This is a genomic window from Chitinivibrionia bacterium, from assembly GCA_009779925.1.
Lineage (GTDB): Bacteria > Fibrobacterota > Chitinivibrionia > Chitinivibrionales > Chitinivibrionaceae > WRFX01.
The window spans coordinates 1-21,515 of the sequence record WRAZ01000036.1; the positions used below are offsets into that span (position 1 = coordinate 1).

At 43.2% G+C, this 21,515-nt stretch carries 13 protein-coding genes, 2 tRNA genes, 1 rRNA gene and 1 pseudogene; 13 read left to right on the forward strand and 4 right to left on the reverse strand.

The window, feature by feature from the left end:
• From FWE23_09075 to FWE23_09115, 9 genes are all read left to right on the forward strand, one after another.
• Positions 1-69: ribosomal RNA gene (locus tag FWE23_09075) — 16S ribosomal RNA — on the forward strand; the annotation flags it as partial.
• Between the two features lie 104 nt (positions 70-173).
• Positions 174-250 (forward strand) — tRNA-Ile (locus FWE23_09080).
• Between the two features lie 15 nt (positions 251-265).
• Positions 266-341 (forward strand) — tRNA-Ala (locus FWE23_09085).
• A gap of 124 nt (positions 342-465) precedes the next feature.
• Positions 466-2,001 (forward strand): hypothetical protein, encoded by a 1,536-nt coding sequence (locus tag FWE23_09090; GenBank protein ID MCL2845583.1) that lies wholly within the window; start codon positions 466-468, stop codon positions 1,999-2,001.
• Between the two features lie 266 nt (positions 2,002-2,267).
• Positions 2,268-2,462, forward strand: coding sequence for a hypothetical protein (locus tag FWE23_09095; GenBank protein ID MCL2845584.1), 195 nt, complete (start codon positions 2,268-2,270; stop codon positions 2,460-2,462).
• A 193-nt stretch (positions 2,463-2,655) separates the two neighbouring features.
• On the forward strand, positions 2,656-2,871 hold the full coding sequence (locus FWE23_09100; protein ID MCL2845585.1) for a hypothetical protein: 216 nt from the start codon (positions 2,656-2,658) through the stop codon (positions 2,869-2,871).
• A 967-nt stretch (positions 2,872-3,838) separates the two neighbouring features.
• Positions 3,839-4,540, forward strand: coding sequence for an InlB B-repeat-containing protein (locus tag FWE23_09105; GenBank protein ID MCL2845586.1), 702 nt, complete (start codon positions 3,839-3,841; stop codon positions 4,538-4,540).
• Positions 4,541-13,489, forward strand: a complete 8,949-nt coding sequence (locus FWE23_09110) for a hypothetical protein (GenBank protein ID MCL2845587.1) — start codon at positions 4,541-4,543, stop codon at positions 13,487-13,489.
• Positions 13,490-13,549: 60 nt separating this feature from the next.
• The gene (locus FWE23_09115) at positions 13,550-13,858 is read left to right on the forward strand and encodes an InlB B-repeat-containing protein (GenBank protein MCL2845588.1); all 309 of its coding nucleotides are present in this window, start codon (positions 13,550-13,552) and stop codon (positions 13,856-13,858) included.
• Between the two features lie 59 nt (positions 13,859-13,917).
• Here the strand turns inward: FWE23_09115 and FWE23_09120 are convergent, their stop codons facing one another.
• Positions 13,918-14,376 carry a DUF4143 domain-containing protein gene (locus FWE23_09120; protein ID MCL2845589.1) on the reverse strand — a complete coding sequence of 153 codons (459 nt, stop codon included), beginning with the start codon at positions 14,374-14,376 and terminating at the stop codon, positions 13,918-13,920.
• 74 nt (positions 14,377-14,450) lie between these two features.
• Here FWE23_09120 and FWE23_09125 point away from each other — a divergent pair.
• Positions 14,451-14,720: pseudogene (locus FWE23_09125) on the forward strand (virulence RhuM family protein).
• A gap of 12 nt (positions 14,721-14,732) precedes the next feature.
• Positions 14,733-15,794 carry a YihY/virulence factor BrkB family protein gene (locus FWE23_09130; GenBank protein MCL2845590.1) on the forward strand — a complete coding sequence of 354 codons (1,062 nt, stop codon included), beginning with the start codon at positions 14,733-14,735 and terminating at the stop codon, positions 15,792-15,794.
• A 103-nt stretch (positions 15,795-15,897) separates the two neighbouring features.
• Here FWE23_09130 and FWE23_09135 read toward each other — a convergent pair whose 3' ends face one another.
• On the reverse strand, positions 15,898-16,827 hold the full coding sequence (locus FWE23_09135; GenBank protein MCL2845591.1) for a diaminopimelate dehydrogenase: 930 nt from the start codon (positions 16,825-16,827) through the stop codon (positions 15,898-15,900).
• Between the two features lie 195 nt (positions 16,828-17,022).
• Here FWE23_09135 and FWE23_09140 point away from each other — a divergent pair, with 195 nt between their 5' ends.
• On the forward strand, positions 17,023-17,427 hold the full coding sequence (locus tag FWE23_09140) for a bacteriohemerythrin (protein ID MCL2845592.1): 405 nt from the start codon (positions 17,023-17,025) through the stop codon (positions 17,425-17,427).
• Positions 17,428-17,566: 139 nt separating this feature from the next.
• Here FWE23_09140 and FWE23_09145 read toward each other — a convergent pair whose 3' ends face one another.
• On the reverse strand, positions 17,567-19,384 hold the full coding sequence (locus tag FWE23_09145) for an acyl-CoA dehydratase activase (protein ID MCL2845593.1): 1,818 nt from the start codon (positions 19,382-19,384) through the stop codon (positions 17,567-17,569).
• A gap of 392 nt (positions 19,385-19,776) precedes the next feature.
• Here FWE23_09145 and FWE23_09150 point away from each other — a divergent pair, with 392 nt between their 5' ends.
• Positions 19,777-20,163, forward strand: coding sequence for a hypothetical protein (locus tag FWE23_09150; GenBank protein MCL2845594.1), 387 nt, complete (start codon positions 19,777-19,779; stop codon positions 20,161-20,163).
• Between the two features lie 61 nt (positions 20,164-20,224).
• Here the strand turns inward: FWE23_09150 and FWE23_09155 are convergent, their stop codons facing one another.
• Positions 20,225-21,508 (reverse strand): 3-isopropylmalate dehydratase large subunit, encoded by a 1,284-nt coding sequence (locus FWE23_09155; protein ID MCL2845595.1) that lies wholly within the window; start codon positions 21,506-21,508, stop codon positions 20,225-20,227.
• Positions 21,509-21,515 lie beyond the last annotated feature (7 nt).

Below are 21,515 nucleotides of genomic sequence, written 5' to 3' on the forward strand. Positions count from 1 at the left end.
AAGCTGATAATTGGGGCTAAGTCGTAACAAGGTAGCTGTATCGGAAGTTGCAGCTGGATCACCTCCTTTCTGGAGAATCTTATATCAGTTCGTTCACGAACTAAGATATATATAACCAATTTTTACCGACTCGCATACATCATAATCTTACATAAGAACCTAAAAAAATATTGGGGCTTGTAGCTCAGTTGGTTAGAGCACCGCTCTGATAAGGCGGGGGTCACAAGTTCAACTCTTGTCAAGCCCACCACTGAAAATATTTTTCGGGGAATTAGCTCATCTGGTAGAGCGCCTGCCTTGCACGCAGGAGGTGGCAGGTTCGAGTCCTGTATTCTCCACCAATGTTTAAGGTGAAATTCTGCGGAATTTCACCTTTTTTTATTTTTCTGTGTTTTGGACTCACGAAACAATGTATTTTTATGATAAAGTTTAATGGGAAAATATTTAAATTAAGGAGTTTATATTATGAATACAAACAAAAAATTCAAGTTAACAACGATGCTTTTTGCAATTTTGACGGTTTCGGTTTTTGGGCAAGCAATTGATTGGAGCGCAACTAATATTACAATAACAACAGAGACACAATTGAGAGAGTTGGCTATACGCGTCAGTAATATGGGACAAAGTTTTAACGGGCAGACAATTACGCTTGCTAATGACATTGATATTAGTAGCGCTGCTTGGAACTTGCCTATTGGAGTATGGGAAAACGACAATCAAAATCATCATTTCAGGGGAACATTTGACGGTAATGGCAAATCTATCATAGGGTTGCACACTGCTAATAATAACACAGGTAATTTTCAAGGATTATTCGGAGTATTGAGAGGAACTATAAAAAACCTTATTCTTGCGGAAGTTCGGATTAGGGGAGGTAGCGATGTCGGCGGCTTAGTCGGAAGAAATCACGGAGGAACTATTGAAAACACTTCTCTTTTCGGGCTAAGCACAGATGGAATTATAGAAGGAGTTATTGATATATCAGGAAGCGGAAATTCCGTCGGTGGATTAGTCGGAAGAAATCAAAACGGACGGATTATCAATTCTCGTGTTATTGCAACCGTGCAAGGAAGGCAAGATGTCGGTGGACTGGTAGGTTGGAATGTTGGAGGAGTCATCGAAAGAAGTTATTTTGCTTGGCAAGTGAGCGGACACTCTGAAAGTCCGGAAGCAAATTCGCATGTCGGCGGCTTAGTCGGAAGAAATTCGGGGGTTTCGGCTTTAATTAATAATAGTTATTTTACGGGGGAAATAATAGGATTTCGTTCTACGGCGGGAATAGGCGGTTTGGTGGGACGCAACGAATCTAATGCGACTATTCAAAATAGTTATTCGGTATCTCATTTGAATTTATCCGGAGTAAGACAAATTGAAGGCATGCTGGTAGGTCAAAATGCCGTAAATTCCAGCGTTCTTAATTCTTACGCCTCAGGCAGAATATCAATTAGGGTTGGTGTATGGACTAATCTTCCTGTTATTCCGCTTATAGGGACTAATTCCGGTGCCGTGTTAAGCAGCGCAACAAAAACCGAAGAAGAAATGAGGCAGCAAAGTACGTTTGTAGATTGGGATTTTGAGAATATTTGGGAAATGAAAGATTCTTGGGTAAATGACGGTTTTCCGAGTTTGCGAATTCCGCATGATTGTTCTTTGAGACCTTGCAACGACATTAACTGCAACATTTGCAACCCAAGCTCAATCCGCCCCCGCGAAACGGAAACCCGTCAATACGGCATTATCCTCGAAGAAAACCCCGTCTCCGATTCTGCGGTAATCTTTGTTCGCACACCCGAATCGGCAACAATAACCTTGCGAATTTTGGACAATTTAGGCAACACCGTATTTGAAACAAACGGTATAAATACCGATACATTTACTTGGAATTTGCGAAACCAAGCAGGACGACTTGTTACAAGCGGCACATATCTTATTCTCGTCGAGGCGCGAGGACAAAGCGGAAGATTTTTCCTCTATTCGTCAAGGGTTGGGGTGAATCGATAATTTGGCTAATCAACATAGGCGCAAAGATAATCTTTGCGCCTATGTTTGCAATTTTCCACCGCAAATTTCCACAATTCCGCAATTTCCCCCCACTTGATTATACGCATAACGTATATTCTCACTACCACAACATAGGATTGCAGGAAAATTCCATAAAAACCGCAAAAATTAAAAAAATTCGTTTTTCCGTATAACAATAAAGTATTTTAAAGCGAGAAAGTTATATTTAACTGAAATTGTCAATAGTATCTAAGGTGGTTTTAACAATGAGTATGTTGCTTGAAAATCTTATGGAGTTGGATTGTTCCGAAATAGACGGCGAGTTTTTGCCGGATAGAGCCTTTGTCGCTCCGATTTTAACGCCCATAAGCAGCATTGCACCACCTCAAGGTAGTCCTTTCTTGGAAAGGACGAACAGCATGCGTAATATACTTAAATTTATGCCGTCAATTTACAGGTAAAACTTAAATTTATGAAACACACAATTAAAAAAGCCAAATCGGCTATCTTACTTTTTTTGTCAAAAATCACAAAATAGCATTAGGGCTTATTTCAAACGGAGATTACATTAAAGAATATATGCGAAAAAAGAGTAATGCTGAAAAATTGTTGTTTGACGCTCGCTGTAGAGATTATAAAATAGGAAATGATTATATGGAAGACAAAGAAATTGCAAGTTGTTACATAAAAGCATATATTGCACACAGAGAATGGCACGAATATCAAATGAATAACATGGGCAACGTTTTAGCAATAAACGCTTTTTACTATATACGAAAAGGTCTTCCGCTCGTTATTGCTTCTATAGTATCTCTTTTTGTCGGAATTTTGCTGGAGTATCATAGGCAAATATTTGAGTTTTTCAGATAACACGCATTGCTATTTTCTCTCTTTCTTTCCGACAACCTCTCTGCGCCTTTTTTCACACTTTCCACCGCAAATTTCCCCTATTCCAAATTTTCCTCCCGCTTGATTATACGCATAACGTATATTCTTACCACCACAACATAGGATTGCAGGAAAATCTCCTCGCAGTTCTTGTAAAAAATTATATAATGGTTTGATAAGAACCAACCCACGGGTTGTTCTGCATCATCAAACTGTTTTTAGTTAAAAATACGTTGAATTGTAATCCTATGTTGTGGTAAACTATGATTATTGGCAGAACAGCCTTTTTGTTGCTGTTCGTAAACATATTTTATGGGAGGGTTGCTCTATGGGCAAATTCAAATCTATTGTGGTATTGGCGACAATGTTGGTTCTTGCTGGAGTGGGGAGTGTTTGGAGTGCAGGAACGGCTACAAGAATTTACACGTTTACACAAGTTGGCAATGAAGAACATGGCAATCACGGTGGTGAGCGCCGACGAACTTTTACTGGTCCTGGTCGCATTGATATTCGCCTAATAGGTGGCGGCGGTGGCGGTCAAGGATCAGATGCCCCTGATAATTGGCTTGGAACAAATAGAGATGGAAGAGGTGGCGGCGGCGGTAGCGGGGCACTTGTTAATGCAACAATAACTACAAGGCAAAACTCTACTGAACTTAGAGATATTCGTGTAGGTTATGGCGGTGGTGGCGGTGCACGAAATAGGACAAACTCTAACCGTACTGGTCATAATGGTCATACTGGTGGACATTCGGCAATAACAATTGACGGTAGAAGAATTTACGCCGACGGCGGTCAAGGTGGGCACGGACATGATCGTGACCGGCTCGGCGGTTCCGGTGGAGGACGTAGAATAACCGGAGGGGCACTGCCAAACACAGACCAATTAACAGTTACCACTAATGGAGAAGATGGCAGAAATGGGCGCGAAGGAAGTAGTAACTCAACGTTGGGATATGGAGGATATGGCCACTATGATTTTGGTGCTGGTGGTCGTGGTGGCACTCCTCGTTACGACCCAGGCTCTGGCGGCGGAAGTGGTCGCGTAATAATCAGATTTACACCATTACATACTGTCCATTTTAATTCTAATGGCGGCTCTGCATTCAATGTAAGAGAAGTTTGGAATCGTGAACATTTGACTAATCCTGGCGCACCTACAAGGAGTGGTTGGTCTTTTGAGGGGTGGTTTCGTGATGATAACGGTCAGAGAGTTTTTGACTATAATGGCAACGGAACTTTACGTTATGTAGAAGGCAACGTAGGTCTTCACGCAAGATGGTCGCAATACACTTTTAATTTTAATCTAAACGGCGGATCTGGCGTAAGCAATACAACTCGAACAAGAAGAGATGGTGTGTTCACTCTTCCAACACCAAATAGAAATGGCTACATATTCTATGGTTGGCACGACAATAGCGGTTTATCGGGAAATCGCATAACTCAAATAACTCCTACTGCCAATACAAGAACTTTAACTTTTTGGGCTAGGTGGCAACGAATTCCTGAAACAAGAGCCCCAATAACCTTGGAGCTTAATCAGTTCCCAAGAAATGGTGGGGAAGTGACTGTTTCTTGGACAACGGAAAATCCAAACACACGAGGCGGACATTTTTGGGTTTATCGCAGAACTAATAATGCAGGTAATTAGGTGCGACTAAATTATCCTGGTATTCCAGTCGGTAGAGATGGTGTAGTGCAAAACTTTGTAGATAGAACAACTACTTTCAACAATAATTTTGAATATGCAGTGCTTTATCAATGTTCGGGAGTGCCTAACGAAACATTTGCTTCGATACCTTCAAGCACCGCAAATTCTATTTGGACTACTGCACCAGTTATCAGGGAACATGGTTCCCATAGAAGAACAATAAGAACTGCTCCAGCGCACAACATTTCGGTTAATGCAAAGAGTGGGATAAATCCCAATACCATCGAAATTTCTTTTGAGGCGCATAGCGGTTATACAGGCGCTTTCCAAATAGAATATCGGATGAGCACAAGAGCAGACGCAAATGCTTCTTGGGAAACTTGGGGTAATTGGGGCGATATGCCAAATGGCAGCGGTAGTTTTGATGGCAGAGCAACACCGTATGTTCTTACGCATTCGTCTCTCCCTCCTTGCTCTCGATTTGAATACAGAGTGCGTTTTAATTTCTTTGAAAGTTCCAATATTCATTCGGGAATCTCCGGCATAGCGCACCCACAAGATTTATTAAGATTTGTAGGAGGCAATTTAAGGGCTTCTAAAGGCGAATTTGCTAACAGAGTGCAGTTAGAATGGTCTGTTCAGGGGCACAATAACACGGATGTCGTTTACAGAATATCTCGTCGTGTAGCGGCTAATGAAGTGCGAAAAGGAGCGGATAGTATTATTGCTGTTCCCGCAGGACCTTGGGTTGTTTTGGCAACTATAACGAGTCGCACAACTGTAAATAGTTGGTTTGACGACAATGCCGAAGTTGGTATTTTCTATGAATATCGCATAGAACTTGTTGAGTCCTGCGCAGCAGATAACGTTTATGATATTGGTTTTATACAAGCAGCAGGAACGATTTCGGGACGTGTGACATTTGGCAACGGGCAACCGGTTGCAGAGACACAAATTCGAGTTCGTCGAAATACTTTGGCAGGCGAAACAGACCATCGCCGTTCCTTGCATTCGGACGGAACAGCCGCCAACAGATTTGAATGGGTGTCAAACCAATTTAATGATATTTGGATGCAAACACAAAGGCAATGGACTTTACAGTTTTGGATAAATCCGAGTGTGCTAAATACGGGAGACACAATTATCGGCAATATTGGCGAGCAACCAATCCGTTTGGTAAATGTCGGAGATAATCTGTTTCAGATTTATACAGGTTTTAATACAGCAATAACAGCTCGTTCCGCAACTATTTCTGCCAATGAATTTTCGCATATCACTATCACAAGGAATGACAATGATATGCGGATTTATACAGTTGCTCGCGACTGGAATGATGATAACACTACGACTTTTACCACTGAGCATATTCCTGAAAATTTAGAAGCCATATTCGTTGTGAATAGTAATCGCGGAATAAGTTTAGGGCAAAGTTTTATTGGGTATATCGACGAGGTGCGTTTTTGGAACAGAGCATTGCCAACAGCAGAAATTAGGCGCGACTTTAACCGTTATTTACTCGGTAATGAAAGCGGACTTATAGGTTATTGGCCATTTAACTGTGGATTACGCAATCACGCGTTTGATATTAGCCGCGTTGGAACAGTGTTTAATAATAACCACGCCACAAGAAATATGCTTAGGTTTGCTGTAAATGTTCCTGATTCTTCGCAGTTGGCTATGAAAGGAATTACCGACAGCGTTGGTAATTATATGATAAGAGGAATTCCATATCAAGGCGAGGGAACAAGTTATATAATAGTTCCGTCGTTTAGCGACTCGCTTGGAAATATGCACGTATTTAATCCGCAACAGCAAGTTCGCTTCATCTCCCACGCCTCTTCTGTCCACAACGGAACGGATTTCGTAAATATTTCCTCTTTTCCTGTCAGCGGAAGAGTGCTTTTCAGAAATTCTAATTATCCTGTCGTTGGCGCAAACGTTTACATCAGCGGACAAATTGCCGTTAATGCCGACAGCCGCCCGATTTTGACCGATAGCGAGGGAAGATTTACGGTAGATGTGCCCATTGGGCAACATTTCATTACTGTTTCCAAGCAAGGACACGAGTTTATGCACAGTGGACGTTTCCCAACAAATCCGCTTGAAAGACATCTTTTCCAAGCAGGTTTAACGCTTCCCGATTTCATTGACACTACCACCGTTCGCCTTGTCGGACGTGTTGTCGGCGGGCAGATTGAAACGGACAAAGATTTCGGAGACAGCCGAGCGAATATCGGTGCGGCAGAAATTGTTTTGCGCACAAGGAACGACAGATGGAGTTTGAGAAACAGAAATCAAACACCTCTTGGAGATACTACCTTTACGCAAGGTATAAGCAGCAGACAAAGCAATGTGACTTTTGAAAGCAACGGACGTGTTGTAAGAATAACGACCAACCCGACAACAGGCGAATTTGTTGCAAACTTACCGCCTGTGCCGTTTGAAGTAATAAATATAAGCACGGCTGAATTTGACACAATAACTAATTTTACTGTCCACGGAGCAACAATTATTGATATGGACGTAAATTCTTTGGAAGCAGGTGAATATCGTGTTTCGCGGGATAGTGTAATTGCGTTTGAGTATCACGCAACGCTTAGAGCAACGCGGTTTAACACTCCGACGGTAAATGTTCGAGACATAACTACTACCGTTCCTGATTTTGCGCCGTTGTCGGGAGCGTTTGGAGATAGGATTTTCAGGCATGAGGATTTTGTTAATGAGGCGAATTCTCGTGATATTCCACTTCATTCGGTTAATGGAGAGGGAAATATTTCTTATGCGCTTGGTTTCCCTGTGTTTAGTCAAGAAACGGGTATTTACACTTGGGAGATTTCTGCGTTTGAGGAATATAGAAATCCTGCAAACAACAACGCAATTGACAGAGTTCCGCTTGCGGGAGCGAGGGTGGATATAAATAATGGATTGTCGAGGATGGGAGTTATTATTGATACCACGGAAAGCGAGTTAGCATTTGCGCTTGCCGATGCAATAGATGCAAATGAAAATCTTATCGAAATTCCTCACGAATTGGTATTAAATTCGGACGGTCGAGCAATTTATGTTTTTCAAGCGGGTTTCCCGAATTTGGCAGGAGACAATTTGCTTTCGGCAAATGTAGGTGTTTGGCATAACGGAGTAAGATTTCCACGTGAAAACGGCTGGGAACTTAAAGCGTTTTTGTTCGGACAAGTGCCTGTTGACGGGAATAATTTTGTCACGCAAGGTCCTGATGTTTTAGATTTTGTGTTGTTTAATCCACCCGGTTCAAGCAGCTCGGCATTTGTTGAGGCAGGAAGCTCTATGACTGTAGAAAGCACAGTAAGAACCAAAAGTAGCGACAACAATTCTACTACAGCGACAACGCATATCGGATATAAATTAGAAGTAGGAAAAGGGGCATTTATTTGGAAAAAAACGACTGTTGATGTGCAGAATGATTTTGCTGCTACTGTAGCAACCCAAAACCAAACGATAGTTGGGCGCCGCAATGTTAGAACAACAACTTTTAACTCACGAATACAAACCAATCCTAACTCTGACCCAGGACTTGTCGGCACACAGGGAAATTTATTTGTTGGCACAAGCACAAATTGGACATTTGGTAAAGCGCGCCACTTGGCTTTAACGCCTCGCAACTTGGTGTCTGAACGCGGACTTGAAGGAGTATCGGCAGATGGTTTTTATCTTTATTCAAGAGAAATGACATCTGTTGGGCTTGAATTTGGAACAACTTTTTCATATTCGCAACACTACATTTTAGGGCATTTGATACCCAATCTCGAAAAACTTCGGAATGACTTGATAAGGGTCGTAGATGTTATTCCTAATGCTTGGTGCCCGAACATAGATTCACAATTGCCCGATTCAATAAGAGGAAGGTCGCAATCTTTTACAACGTTGGAAAAAAGCGACCCTGATTTCGGAACAGACGGAACGGTTACTACTTTGTTTAATCCCGACCTTGAAAAAGAGGAACAGTTTGACCACTTTCTTGAATTTGGTCGTTGGATTGAAATGTGGCAAAATACCATTAGAGAAAGCGAGCAACATCAGGCATACGTGTTTAACAGTAATGCAGAAATAAGTAATCGTTCTTTTGATTCGGGTGCGAGAATTTCAGAATCTACTTCTGTATCGCTAAGTCAAACTCGTCAAGGACACGAAATCAATATGATTGAAGCAAGAGGAAGTATAACTTGTGGTGTCAGGGTAAATGGTACCGGAATGACTATGAACCGCACTTTTGGAGCAAGCAGCACTCGATACAATTTGCACGATACAACGGGAACTAATAATCTCGTTTTTGGATTTACTCTCGCAACAACAGGGATTAACGATGCTTTGTCTGTGGATGTCGCTCGTCCTGTTCTTGGCGAGATAGATTCTATTCGGATTTGGGACGAAGAAATTCGTGATACAATAGATGTGTTTAGATGGAATCCGTCAAACCTTTTCGGGTATGTATTTAGATTACGTGCTGGGCAAACTTCTTGCCCACACGAATCAGAGGTAAAAACACGGTTTTATCGTCCGGGGCATATTCTTCACCACGGAACATTCCAAGTAGAAAATCCCGTTCTCTACATCAACGGAGGGGACACAGCAACGCTTGCAAATGTTGCAAGTGGACGTGAAGCATCATTTAATCTTGCGTTGCAAAATTGGAGCGCTGTAAATAGGACAATTACATATCAACTTGAGGTGGATGAAACAACAAATCCTGATGGTCTAATTATAAGCATTGATGGAACGCCTTTAACCACTCCGCGACGTTTTAATGTTCCGTTTGGTCGAGACGGAGAACTTACCAAATCTGTGCGCGTTCGTCAAGAGGCAACCGATATTTTGGATTACGATTACGTTCGCCTTGTTTTAAGGTCAATTTGCGATAGTCGTATTGCTGATACAGTGCATTTTAGCGCGTTCTTCTTGCCGGGCTCTTCTCCTATCACCCTCGCGGCAAACTCGACTATCATCAACCACGCCTCGCTTGACACGGCAGGAAACGGCAGTATTCGCTTCACTATTTCGGAATATGACCGCACTTTCCGCAACTTCGGGCTAATTCGCTTGCAAATGCGCAATGCAACCGACGAGCAATGGACTACCATTCAAGAATATGTGAATGATGAAGAATTGTTTGCGCTTGGTTCGGGGCGGCTTCCGATTGACGGGCATTCTATAGCCCATAATTGGGACTTTACGGGAACTTTGCCGCGAGACGGGGCGTATTACTTCCGCGCGCTTACGGTTAGTCGAATAGGCAGCGAGGAGATTACGACTTCAAGCGAAGAAATCCGCGTAAGCAAGGACGTTTTGCCGCCCAGATCGTTGGGGCTTCCGTCGCCTGCAAACGGGATTTTGAGTATTGGCGATGAAATTTCCATTACTTTTAACGAGGATATTCAAAGCGGGCTGCTCACACGTGATAATTTCAGGATTTCGGGGGTGCTTAACGAACAAGAAATTGCGTTTCCGAACGTGGGACTTGCGTTTACGGGGAATCAATCGGCGCGAACGGAAGTTCCGATTTTTGCCGACGGGTCGTTTTCTGTTGAGACGCGGGTTATGCGCGAGGCAGGGACTGCGGGAACGCTCTTTGCGTTTGGTGCGGCAGATAACTTTATTTCGCTTGGATTTAACGAGCAAAATCTGCTTGTTTTGAGGATTGGAAACGAAAGTTATACTTCTGTAAACGCAGTGCCGAATAACGGCTCTTGGCAGCATATTGCAATGTCTTACAATCGTCAAACCAACAGCGCTACGGTATATTTGGCTTCTAATCCTGTAATAAACAACAGACCTCTGGATATTGCTCCCGAAACTCAGGGGCGGCTCATTGTGGGCAATAATTCGGCGGGAAGCGATGGGTTTAGAGGTGCGGTGGCTCATTTGCATTTTTATGGAATTAACCGCACGGGAGCAGATATTGCGGCGGATTTCAACATTGCAAAAACAGGGCGCGAGCGCGGGCTTACGGGTTATTGGGCGCTTGACGAGGGGCGCGGCGCTGTTGCGACAGACAAAGTTCGCGGACGCAATTTGCTTGTGAATACCGATTGGTATCTTTATCCGCTCGGGCGCGGTATGACAACGGGGCAAAACGCCTATATTTCCATACCGACTTACACTTATCCGCTCGACGCATTCAGCGATTTTACGGTGGAATTTTGGTTTAGAAGTGAAAATAACGCAAACCAAAACAACGCTGTTCTTTTGAGCGGGGCTAACGGGTTTGTGGCAGTAAATTCTGCGGGCGGGCTCACGCTTTTTGGCGGCGAAAAGAACGAACAGGATATGCCTGTCGCCATTCGTTCGCTTAGCACGCAAAATCTTATGAATACGCAATGGACGCATTTTGCTATGACGGTGCGGCGCGGCGGAAACGTGAATGTGTTTATTAACGGTGAAAATACTGCAACTTTTGCCGAAACGGCTTTGGGCTCGTTTGGCTCGTCGCATTTCTTCTTTGGGGCGCAGCGTGTCTCGGCAGAAAATAACACTTTCGACAATTGGTTTACGGGAACTTTCGACGAAATTCGGATATGGAACAGCGCGCTTACCCGCGAGGGCGTAATGCTAAACAAAAACAACGCGCTTTCGGGAAGCGAAGCAGGGCTTTTGGCGTATTATCCGTTTGAAGATTTTGCTCGCAATGCAAACGGCACGCTTGTTGTTCCTGCGACAATTACCGAAACCCGCGTAAATATGGCAGACATAACAGGCGCTACTTTGGCGGGCGGCGCGGCTGTATTTGCTCAAACGGGAGCGCCCATAACGGATATTCGTCCTACGCAAAATGTGCCGTTCGACTTTGTTTCGTCTAACAACAAAATTGTGCTTACGATTGACCCTGCATACTTCCACAGAGTAGAGGGCGCAGTGCTTAATATTTCGGCGACAAACGTTCGCGATATGCACAATAATCCGAGTGCAACCGAAAACTGGACTGCTTTTGTTCGTCGCAATGCGCTGCTTTGGGAAAGCGATCCCGTGAGTATAATTATGGAAGAGGGCGAAACCCGCACGTTTACGGCGCGTATAACAAATGTCGGCGGCGTGGGAACTTCGTTTGCGATAGAAAATCTTCCGTCGTGGCTTACGGTAAATGCAAGCGCGGGCAATTTGCAACCATTGGCAAGCAGGGATTTGACATTCACCACCCGCGCGGGCATAAACATCGGCAACTATGAAACCGCTATAGGGCTTTCGAGCGGAAACGGAATTGTCGAAATGCTGCCAGTGCAACTGCAAATTACAGGGGAACGTCCCGACTGGATTGTAAATCCGAACGATTTCACTTCTTCGATGAATATTTTGGGACAAATAAAAATTGACGGAGTGTTCCGCGAAAATTCACAAGATATTTTGGCGGCGTTTATCGGCGAACAATGCGTCGGTATCGGCTCGCCCGTCTTTGTGGAAGAGATGAACGCATGGTTTGTATTCTTCACGATTTACGGCAATGCGCAACACAACGGACAAGCGCTTACGTTCAAACTTTGGGACGCTGCAACGGGACGGATTTTCCCGCAAATGGAGACCTCCGTGCCGAATATTCGTTTTGCGCCTTTGACTGTTATCGGCTCGGTGGTGTCGCCTGTGATATTCGACGCGGCAAACGTTTCGCAGCAGATTATTAACTTGCAAAGCGGCTGGAACTGGATTTCGGCGAATGTTCTGAACAGCAACCCGACAATCTTTGCGCAAATGCAATCGTCGCTTTCAACGGCAGGTGTGTTGATTAAAGGTCAGAGCAGTTTTGTTCAACAAGGCGCAAGCAACTGGATAGGCACTTTGAGCAATATCTCCGAGAAAAGTATGTATCAAGTCAATGTTGTTCGCAATCACGCCTTGGCTCTTACGGGAACGCCCGCCAATCCTGCGGCAACACAGATCAGCGTTGACGACGGCTGGAACTGGATTTCGTATATTCCGTCGTTTTCTCTGCCTGTAAACAACGCGCTTGCAGGGCTTAACGCACAAATCGGCGATATTATCAAGAGCCAAACGGGCTTTTCTATGTATGTAGGAGCGAGCGGCTGGGTCGGAACGCTGGAATTTATGCAAGCAGGGCAGGGTTATATGTATTTCTCAAATAACGCAGCGCCGCAAACATTTGTTTATCCGTCTCAGGCATCGCAAATAACAGCGAGAACGTCGAGATCCTCGTCCGTTGAGCCGCGCTGGACAACAGACCCGCGCCGTTTTGCAAGCACTATGACAATAACGGCAGTTGTGGCGAACACAGGCGTTGAAGCGCGCAGCGACAAAATTGAAATCGGCGCATTCAGCGGAAATGAAGTTCGCGGCTCTGCGTTTTTGCAATTCGTTCCGAGCTTGAACAGATACGTCGCATTCTTAATGGTTTACGGCGAGGGCGGCGAGAGCATACAATTCAGAGTATTCGACCATTCGCAAAACAGAGAAATCGCAGCAAATAATTCGGCAATACCTTTTGTTGCCGATGCGTTCTATGGAATACCTGATTTCTACGCCGTCTGCCTCGGACACGATTGGAGCGATTGGAATACCTCTTGGAATCTTCTTTCTGCGGCAACTTGCACCGTTGAGGGAATGATAACGAGCGCGAGAACTTGTAATACCTGCGGAAATTCGGGAAATCTTGTGCGCTTAATCCCCAGATTATCGAATTGCGAAGAAGCACAAAGAATCGAAAGGTCGCAATTCGGCGGCATAGTTCTCGAAGATGCGATAGTGTCCCGCCCGATAACATTTGAGGTAATTACACCCGAGCCGTCGGAGATCAGAATTATGATTTATGATAATTTGGGCAACCTTGTGTTTGACGGCGGATTGACTTGGAATTTGAGAAACACAGCAGGACGATACGTCGCCAACGGTTCATATTTGGTAGTTGCCGAAGCAATAAGCGAAAGCGGCAAAATTTATATGTACACCGCCAAAATCGGCGTAAGAAGATAAGATAAATTGTAGAGACGCGATGCTCGCGTCTCCTTAAAAACGAATGAAAGGAAAAGACCGATGAAAAATTTAACAATATTAACAGGGGCATTTTGCCTTTTGGCAACATTCGCCTGCTCAAGCGGCGGCGGTGGCGGAACAAGCGTGCCCAATCACACGGTTTACTTTGCAACCGCAGAAATATCGTGTTCGGATTGCCAACCGGTAACAGTACCGAGCGGAACAGAAATAACCTTGCCGACTCCGACAAAAAGCGGATTTGCGTTTAACGGCTGGCATAACGAGGATTACAGCGTCAGATACGGCGGCGGCGGAGACAATTTCAAGGTAACCAAAGACGTGGATATGTTCCCGGAATTTCAGGATTAGTTTTTCAAAATTCGACATTTCCCACAGAGACAAGGCGCTACGCCTTGTCTCTTTTCGCATTAAATCCCATTATTCAAAAAATCGCCTAACTGCAAAATTTTTATTCCGTTTACATTTCCTTGCGCAAACGGTTCGGTTGTAATAATGAATTTTGGAAAATTATCGTTAATGTTTTCCAAAGAAGCAAATTCTCTGCTTTGAGTGCTTTCGAGTTCCATTTTTAAGCAAACTTGAATATAATTTGTATCTCCGTCTTTTTGAGCGACGAAATCTATTTCCAAATCGCCTATTTTGCCTACATAAACCGAATATCCGCGGCGTTTCAGTTCCAAAAACACAAGGTTTTCCAAAATATTTCCAATGTATTTGCTTTGAAATCCATAGCGAATAAACATAAATGAATGGTCGGCGAGATAAAACTTTTCGTTTATTTTCAATAATTCTTTTCCGCAAACGTCAAATCTGGAAACTCTGTAAACAATGTATGCGGTTTCGAGCGTTTTTATGTAATTGTCCACCGTTTCAACGTTTATATTTACTTTCTCGCTCTTGAAATAATCGGAAATTCTTTTTGAGTTAACTAAATTTCCGACATGCAACCGCGCTTGATTACGACATAAGCGCTAAAACCACTAAAGAATTTTTTGCAATCGTTCAAAATAAATTGCATTATGCAACACATAAACAAACAGCGGCAGAACTTATTTATGATAGAGCAAACGCAGGAAGTATTTCGGCAGAAATAGCAAAAAATCACGCAGAAAGCGAATTTGAGAAATATCGAATAGTGCAAGATAATATTTTTATGAGTGATTATGACAGATATGTGGAGCGGCTATTAGAAATGGAAAAGAAGAAATAAAAGGAAATGTTAATGAAAAAAAACGCAAAACCAAATAAAAAAATCGATTTCTCATTAGAAACCATAGATGTTTGGGTAAGCAAACGTCCGTCGCTTGTAAGGATTATTTACGACAGCGTAAGGGTGTTTTTGCTTGAACATTGTACAATGCGCGCTACCGCGCTTTCGTATATACTGCTTATGGCGTCAATTCCGTTTTTAATTTTACTGACTTCAATAAGTTTATCGCTTGGCGTGGGCGACCTTTTTATAAACCATTTGCCGCGCCTTTTGCCTGAAATGCTCGAAAAAATTACGCCGTACATAAACAAAACTTTGAGTATGTTTATTCCCGACAGCGACATTGAATTAAATACATTAACCAACGTAATTTTGGAAAATGTTATGCCGTTTCTGCTTCAGGCGCAGGATATCCCCTTAGGCTCGCTGGGAATTATAGGCGGTTTTGCACTGCTTTTTACATTTTTATCGGCAATAGACGCAGTAGAAACAAATATGAATATTGTTTGGGGGGTAAACGAAACCCGCAATTACGGACAAAAAGCTGTTATTTTTATTCCGTTTTTGCTTTTGTTTGCCGGCGGAATAGGCATTTTCAGCGTGTTTTTGCGTGTTATGCGTGATATTTTAGAAACTATTTTGACTCAACACCTGCCGTTTGGAACTTTCGGCGGATTACTTGTAAATTTGGGATTTCTTCTCGTTTTACCTGTTATGATATTGTTTGCATTGTGGCTTTTATATTGTTATATGCCTTATTTGCCTCAAAAAAGCTTTTGGCAAGCCGCGCGCGAAAAAACAAAAGAAAGATGGCTTCCCGCCGCTATTTCTGCTGTTTTCACGTTTGTAGCCTTAATGCTTTTCGGAGGAGCAATGGTGTTTTTACAGGCAAATATGCTCGCAAAATGGTCGCTTTTTTACGGCTCGCTTGCGTTTTTGCCAATGCTTATGTTCCTTTTATTCGGATTTTGGAGCATAGTGCTTTTTGGAAATGTGCTTTGTTGGCGCATAACAAACAAAAAACAATCCCCCTCGTTTTTTTTGGAAAGAATAGCAAGTTTAGCAAAACATTAACGCTACCTCAACACCTCAATACTGCGAGAAAGAGTATTCCCCCCTTATCCTCTTTATATAAGGTAGGTGTTTTTCTGAAATTTTTTTGAAAAAACACAATAATTTAATACTTAATTCTCGATAATCTCTCTGCCGTACTATCGCCTTTTATGAAATCTATCGGCGGAATTTCTACGAGCGTCCGACAGCCGAAGTCGCCGCTTTCTTTTGCGCGTCCTGCCGCACGGGCGCAATTATACATCGCAGTTGCCGTCATTATTGAATTGTCGCCTACAAGATTTACCTGCGCTTTGGCGTTAGCGTCTTCGCGCGTTATTATGCCGCCGTGCCTGCGTGTATCGTGCGAAAATATGCTGTCAACAAAAAACACGTGGCTGTCGTCGTTTTTGAAATAATCGTGCGCCAAAATATCGCGAGTTATACTTTCACGAACGGCTTCGGCTTCGAGCGCAGGTGTTTTTTCGATATATACCTCGCGCCTCTGAAGCCCCGGTTTTGCACCCGGTAAAGTCAGAGAAACCGCCTCTTTTATCCCGTTATGAATGGACTTTACAACTGTTGTATGCCCCATACTTCGTCCCGGACCGAAAGTTGTTATTGTTTCGCCGCCTTGCACAACCAACCCAAGCAAAGAGCGCTGAATAGAGTCAAAACCCGGGTCCCAGCCCGAGCCGATTATTGAAACCGCCTTGTGTTTTTTCGCAATAACGTCCAAATGTTCGCGATATTTCACTATTTCTTTATGATTATCAAAACAATCGACCGTGGATATTGAGAGTTTCAGGTATTTTTCTACATCTTCCATTACGCAATGACTTGGTGCGGTACAGAGAATTACATCGGGCTTTACGGGCAATTTATGCACGTCTCCTGCCACTGCTATGCCATCCAACACATTGTCTTTGGGATTTCGGCGAATTATTCCTACAAGTTCCATATCGCAGTCTGCAAGTTTTGCCGCTTCTTTATGCACAAGTGATATTGCATTACCTATATTTCCCCAACTGCTTATCGCTATTTTGATTTTTTCCATTTTTGCTCCTTAAAAAAATTTTTTGTCTCGATTTTTCTTAAAAATACGTTATTTCACCACCTCATAAGCGGCAAATAGTATATTATTTACAACATAGCGTGCTATCAGGGTTGTAAGGCTGTTGTCAAAAAATCTTCAAAAATCTTGTTTTTGTTATTTTTTAACCCAATTATTCTAACTGAAAGGAGAATAATTATGATAGTTTTATCTAAAGATATGGAAGTCGGCGTCAAGAAAATTGATGACCAACACAGAGAATTAATTGATAGGATAAACGCTGTTACATCAATGGGCGTAAAGTCTGTATCAACCGAAGAGACGTTAAAAACCATTAACCTGCTGGGTGATTATATCGTTAAGCATTTTAACGACGAAGAAAATCTGCAAATTCAAAGCGGATACCCCGATTACGCCGTGCACAAAAAACAACACGAGCTATTGATAGCCGAATACAAAAAAATCAAGAATGCTTTTGAAGCAGAGGGACCTTCAATAAAATTCACATTGGATTTGAACAAATCTCTTGTAGAATGGATTGTAAGGCACATAAAATCCGTAGATATAAAATTCGGAAAGTATTACAACGCGCAAAACAAATAAAAAACTGGGCGGGAGTTTTACTCTCGCCCTTAATTTTTCATTGCGAAAACCGTTCAATCTCCGATTTCCGTCTTATATGTTTCGTTTGCGCCAAAAACTAAACACTGTTCTAAGCAGTGTTTAGTTAATATGTTATCTATTACTTTTTTCTCATCTCTTCCATAGTCAAAAGCGCAACGCCGAGCGCGCCCATTTCGCCTGAAAAACGGGGGCGGATTACTTCTTTGCCGACGTATTGCGTAAATGCCCGAAGAACTGCGTCGTTTTTGAAAGTGCCGCCTTGAACTACTATTTTTTCGCCCAAAACGTCGGGGTTGGGAACGCGGACTACCTTCGTAAAAAGGTTTTCTATTACGCTTCGGCAGAGCCCTGCTAAAATATCGCCTGCTGTTTTTCCGCTTTTTTGTTCGGTGATTATCGAGCTGTTCATAAAAACGGTGCAACGCGAACCCAAAACGGACGGGTCTTTTGCTTCAAACGCAAGTTTTGCTATGTCTTGCGGCGCAATGTTCAGCGATTTTGAATACGATTCGATAAAACTTCCGCAGCCTGCCGAACACGCTTCGTTTAGCGCAATATTTGTGATAATTCCGTCGTTTATGAATATCGCTTTCATATCTTGCCCGCCCAAATCAAGGATAAAACTTACGTTCGGCTCATAAAAAACCGCGGCGGTTTTGTGGGCGATTGTTTCGACTATGTGAAAATCCGCGCCAAACGCTTTGGCAAACAGAATTTCGCCGTATCCCGTTGTGCCCAAACCTTTTATTTCGATTTCTACGCCTTGGTTTTTGTAGTGATTTTCAAATTCCAAAAGTCCGTTTTTTGCAGTGTCGATAGGTTTTCCGAGGTTGTTTTTGTAAAAAGAGTAAATTACCTCTTTGTTTTCGTTGATTGCTACAAATTTTGTGGTGGTTGAGCCCGCGTCAATTCCGACAAAAACGGAGACTTTTTCGCCTTTTTCGTAGGTTTTGGGAGAAAATTCATCCGTTTTATAGCGTTTATTAAACTCTGCAAAATCGGTTTTCGACTTAAAAAACGGCTCCGCTTTTTTATTGCCGAACGACGACTGCGTATCAGGAACGCCGTTATCTTCGAGAAATTTGAGCATTTCATCCGTCCGCATAGGGGTTTGACGTTTATTTCCGAGCGCGGTGTCAAGCGAAAGCGCGGCGCCTACGGCAATAAGGGTTTGCGCGTTTTCGGGGGTTATGTAGTCGGCTTTGCTTTTTATTTCGAGGCGCTCGCAAAAAACATCCACGAGTTTCGGAATAAAGAAAAACGGTCCGCCTGCAAAAAGTATCGGGGATTTTATTTCCATTCCCTGCGCCAAACCGCCGATTGTCTGCTTTGCAAGCGCGTGCAAACAGCTGAGCGCAATATCCGCGCGCCCCACGCCTTGATTTATAAGCGGCTGAATATCGGTTTTTGCGAAAACGCCGCAACGTCCCGAAATATCGTAAACCTTTTTGCCTTTGCTTGCCAATTCGTTAAAATCTTCGGGGTTTACGTTTAAGAGAGAAGCCATTTGGTCGATAAACGCGCCTGTTCCGCCCGCGCAAACTCCGTTCATACGCATATCCAAAACAGCAGTTTCGTCGCCCGCCGAAAAGAAAAGGATTTTTGCGTCCTGCCCGCCCAATTCTATGGAAGTAAGGGTTTGCGGATAAAATTTTGCTATGGCAATCGACACAGCAATCACCTCTTGGACGTGTGCGACGCCGAGTTTTGCGGCAAATCCCGAACTTTGCGAGCCCGTGAAAACCGCGCAAAACTTTACGTCGTCGCCAAATTTTGCGTTTATGTCGTTAATAATACCTAAAAGCGCGTCTTTAACAGCCGAGTCGTGCCGCCTATAATCGTTATAGACGACTTCGCCGCTGTCTCTGTCCACAACGGCGCACTTTACCGTGGTTGAGCCCATATCCAGACCAAGAAAATATTTTGCGTTGTTCATTTTTTTCTCCTTTTTTGAAGGAAAATACTATTTGCGAAAAATATTTTTGACGAAAATGATAAATTCTCGCTATTTTGCAAGATATTATGTGCGATGTTCTTAAATTCTCCACAAAACACAAAAAAAACAAAATTATTTCCCATTTTGCTAAAAATAAAAATTATATTACCAATGCTAAAATGTAGAATGGCGCGGATTTTATCTCAGCCCTTCTTAGTTATTTAATTTTGTTTCGGATATTATGTAGGACAAAACTACCCTCGTGGTTGTTCTGTCGTCCTACGTAAATCAAATAAAGCGATAGGCACATTCTACATTTTAGCGAATATGAATTGGCAGAACAGCCTTTTCCCGCTGGTTTTGCCTTAACTTTTTTTTATTTAGGAGGTTTTATGGGAAAGTTGGGAATTGCCATATTAATGGCGTTGGTTGCTTTTGCTACTATTGGCTGTGCGGGTGCTCATACGGGTAGCAGTGTATTGGGATTACATCAAACAAATGTGAAGTTGGATGGAACAAGAGAGTTTAGGTATGTGCAACAAGGAGTTGCGGCAAGAGGGCAAAGTGTTTACGTTTTAGGAATAGGCGGAATGCGCACCCCCAGAGGAATAATCGGACAAGCAAGAGAAAATTTATCAAAGCAATATGTATTACAACCAAACCAAGCAATGATAAATGTTACTCACGAAAACCACACAGCTAGCATTTTCGGATTATTTCTTAGAGTAAGGCACATAATCACAGCTGACATTATTGAGTTTATTGATGTGGCAGAATAATAGTAGAGTATAATTTTTTCATAAAGGGCGACTTTCAAAAGTCGCCCTTTTTATTTTGGTATCACAAACTTCTCGGATCCGTCAGTTTCCCCGTAATCCCAGCCGCGGCGGCGCTTGCAGGACTTGCCAAATGAACCATTCCGCCTTTACCCATTCGACCGTTGAAGTTTCTGTTGGTCGTTGCAATCGCGACTTCTCCCGGAGCCAAAACGCCGTTGCTCATTCCCAAACACGCGCCGCAAGTGGGATTGGTTACGCAATAGCCCGCGTCCATAAATATTTCGAGCAAACCCTCTTTCATTGCCTCTTTGAAGATTTTCGGAGTTGCAGGCGATACTATTCCGCGCACGCCGAACGCCAATTTTTTGCCTTTTGTAATTTCGGCGGCTATTCGCAAGTCGTCGATACGTCCGTTTGTGCAGGAGCCGATATAAATCTGATGAACGGGCGAATTCGGCAGTTCCGAAATCGGTTTTACGTCGTCGGGTTTGTAGTTTACCGTGCAAACGGGAACGATTTTGCTCGCGTCAATTTCCAAAGTTCTCACGTAAGTCGCATCGCTGTCGGAATGCCATTTTTTGAACTCCGCCAATGCCGCCGCTTTATCGTTATTGTATTTGTCTTTTATAAATTCCCACAAATATTCGAGCGTTGTTTCGTCGGGCATACACAAACCGCTTGTTCCGCCTGCTTCAATCGCCATATTGCTGAGGGTCATTCTGTCGTCCATAGAAAAGTTTTTTACAACTTCGCCGTGAAATTCTATGATTTTGTCGGTTGCTCCGTTTACCGTTAACTCCTTGATAATCGTTAAGATAACGTCTTTTGAATAAACGTGTTTTTGCAGTTTTCCGTTGATATTCACGCGGATAGTTTCGGGTTTTCTGAACGCGCAAACGCCTTTAAGAATGCCGACTTCGAGGTCGGTAGTTCCCACTCCGCAGGCAAAAGCGCCGAACGCGCCGTGCGTGCAAGTGTGCGAATCGCCCATAATTATCGTAAAGCCCGGCTCGACAAATCCCTTTTCGGGAAAAATTGCGTGGCAAACACCGTTTTCGCCGATATCAAAAAAGTCTTTTATGCTGTGTCTGTGCGCCCAATCGCGAAGCATTTTGCCCTGAATTGCGCTTTTTGTGTCTTTTGCGGGAGTGATGTGGTCGATAACCGCTTTGATTTTCGTGTTATCGAAAACTCGGTCTTTTTTGCGTGTTTCCAAGTCCGCAATGGCAATCGGCGTGGTGACTTCGTGGCAGAAAACTCTGTCCAAATTCAATACGAATGTTCCCTCAAACGGCTCGTCCCGTAAATGAGCGTCAAAAATTTTTTCAACAATGGTCTTTCCCATTTTTTAT

What these genes read in the sequence shown, in the direction of transcription:
- FWE23_09090 (MCL2845583.1), top strand. Translation starts at nt 466, where the DNA reads ATGAATACAAACAAAAAATTCAAGTTAACAACGATGCTTTTTGCAATT.
- FWE23_09095 (MCL2845584.1), top strand. Translation starts at nt 2,268, where the DNA reads ATGAGTATGTTGCTTGAAAATCTTATGGAGTTGGATTGTTCCGAAATA.
- FWE23_09100 (MCL2845585.1), top strand. Translation starts at nt 2,656, where the DNA reads ATGGAAGACAAAGAAATTGCAAGTTGTTACATAAAAGCATATATTGCA.
- FWE23_09115 (MCL2845588.1), top strand. Translation starts at nt 13,550, where the DNA reads ATGAAAAATTTAACAATATTAACAGGGGCATTTTGCCTTTTGGCAACA.
- FWE23_09130 (MCL2845590.1), top strand. Translation starts at nt 14,733, where the DNA reads ATGAAAAAAAACGCAAAACCAAATAAAAAAATCGATTTCTCATTAGAA.
- FWE23_09135 (MCL2845591.1), bottom strand. Translation starts at nt 16,827, where the DNA reads ATGGAAAAAATCAAAATAGCGATAAGCAGTTGGGGAAATATAGGTAAT.
- FWE23_09140 (MCL2845592.1), top strand. Translation starts at nt 17,023, where the DNA reads ATGATAGTTTTATCTAAAGATATGGAAGTCGGCGTCAAGAAAATTGAT.
- FWE23_09145 (MCL2845593.1), bottom strand. Translation starts at nt 19,384, where the DNA reads ATGAACAACGCAAAATATTTTCTTGGTCTGGATATGGGCTCAACCACG.
- FWE23_09150 (MCL2845594.1), top strand. Translation starts at nt 19,777, where the DNA reads ATGGGAAAGTTGGGAATTGCCATATTAATGGCGTTGGTTGCTTTTGCT.
- FWE23_09155 (MCL2845595.1), bottom strand. Translation starts at nt 21,508, where the DNA reads ATGGGAAAGACCATTGTTGAAAAAATTTTTGACGCTCATTTACGGGAC.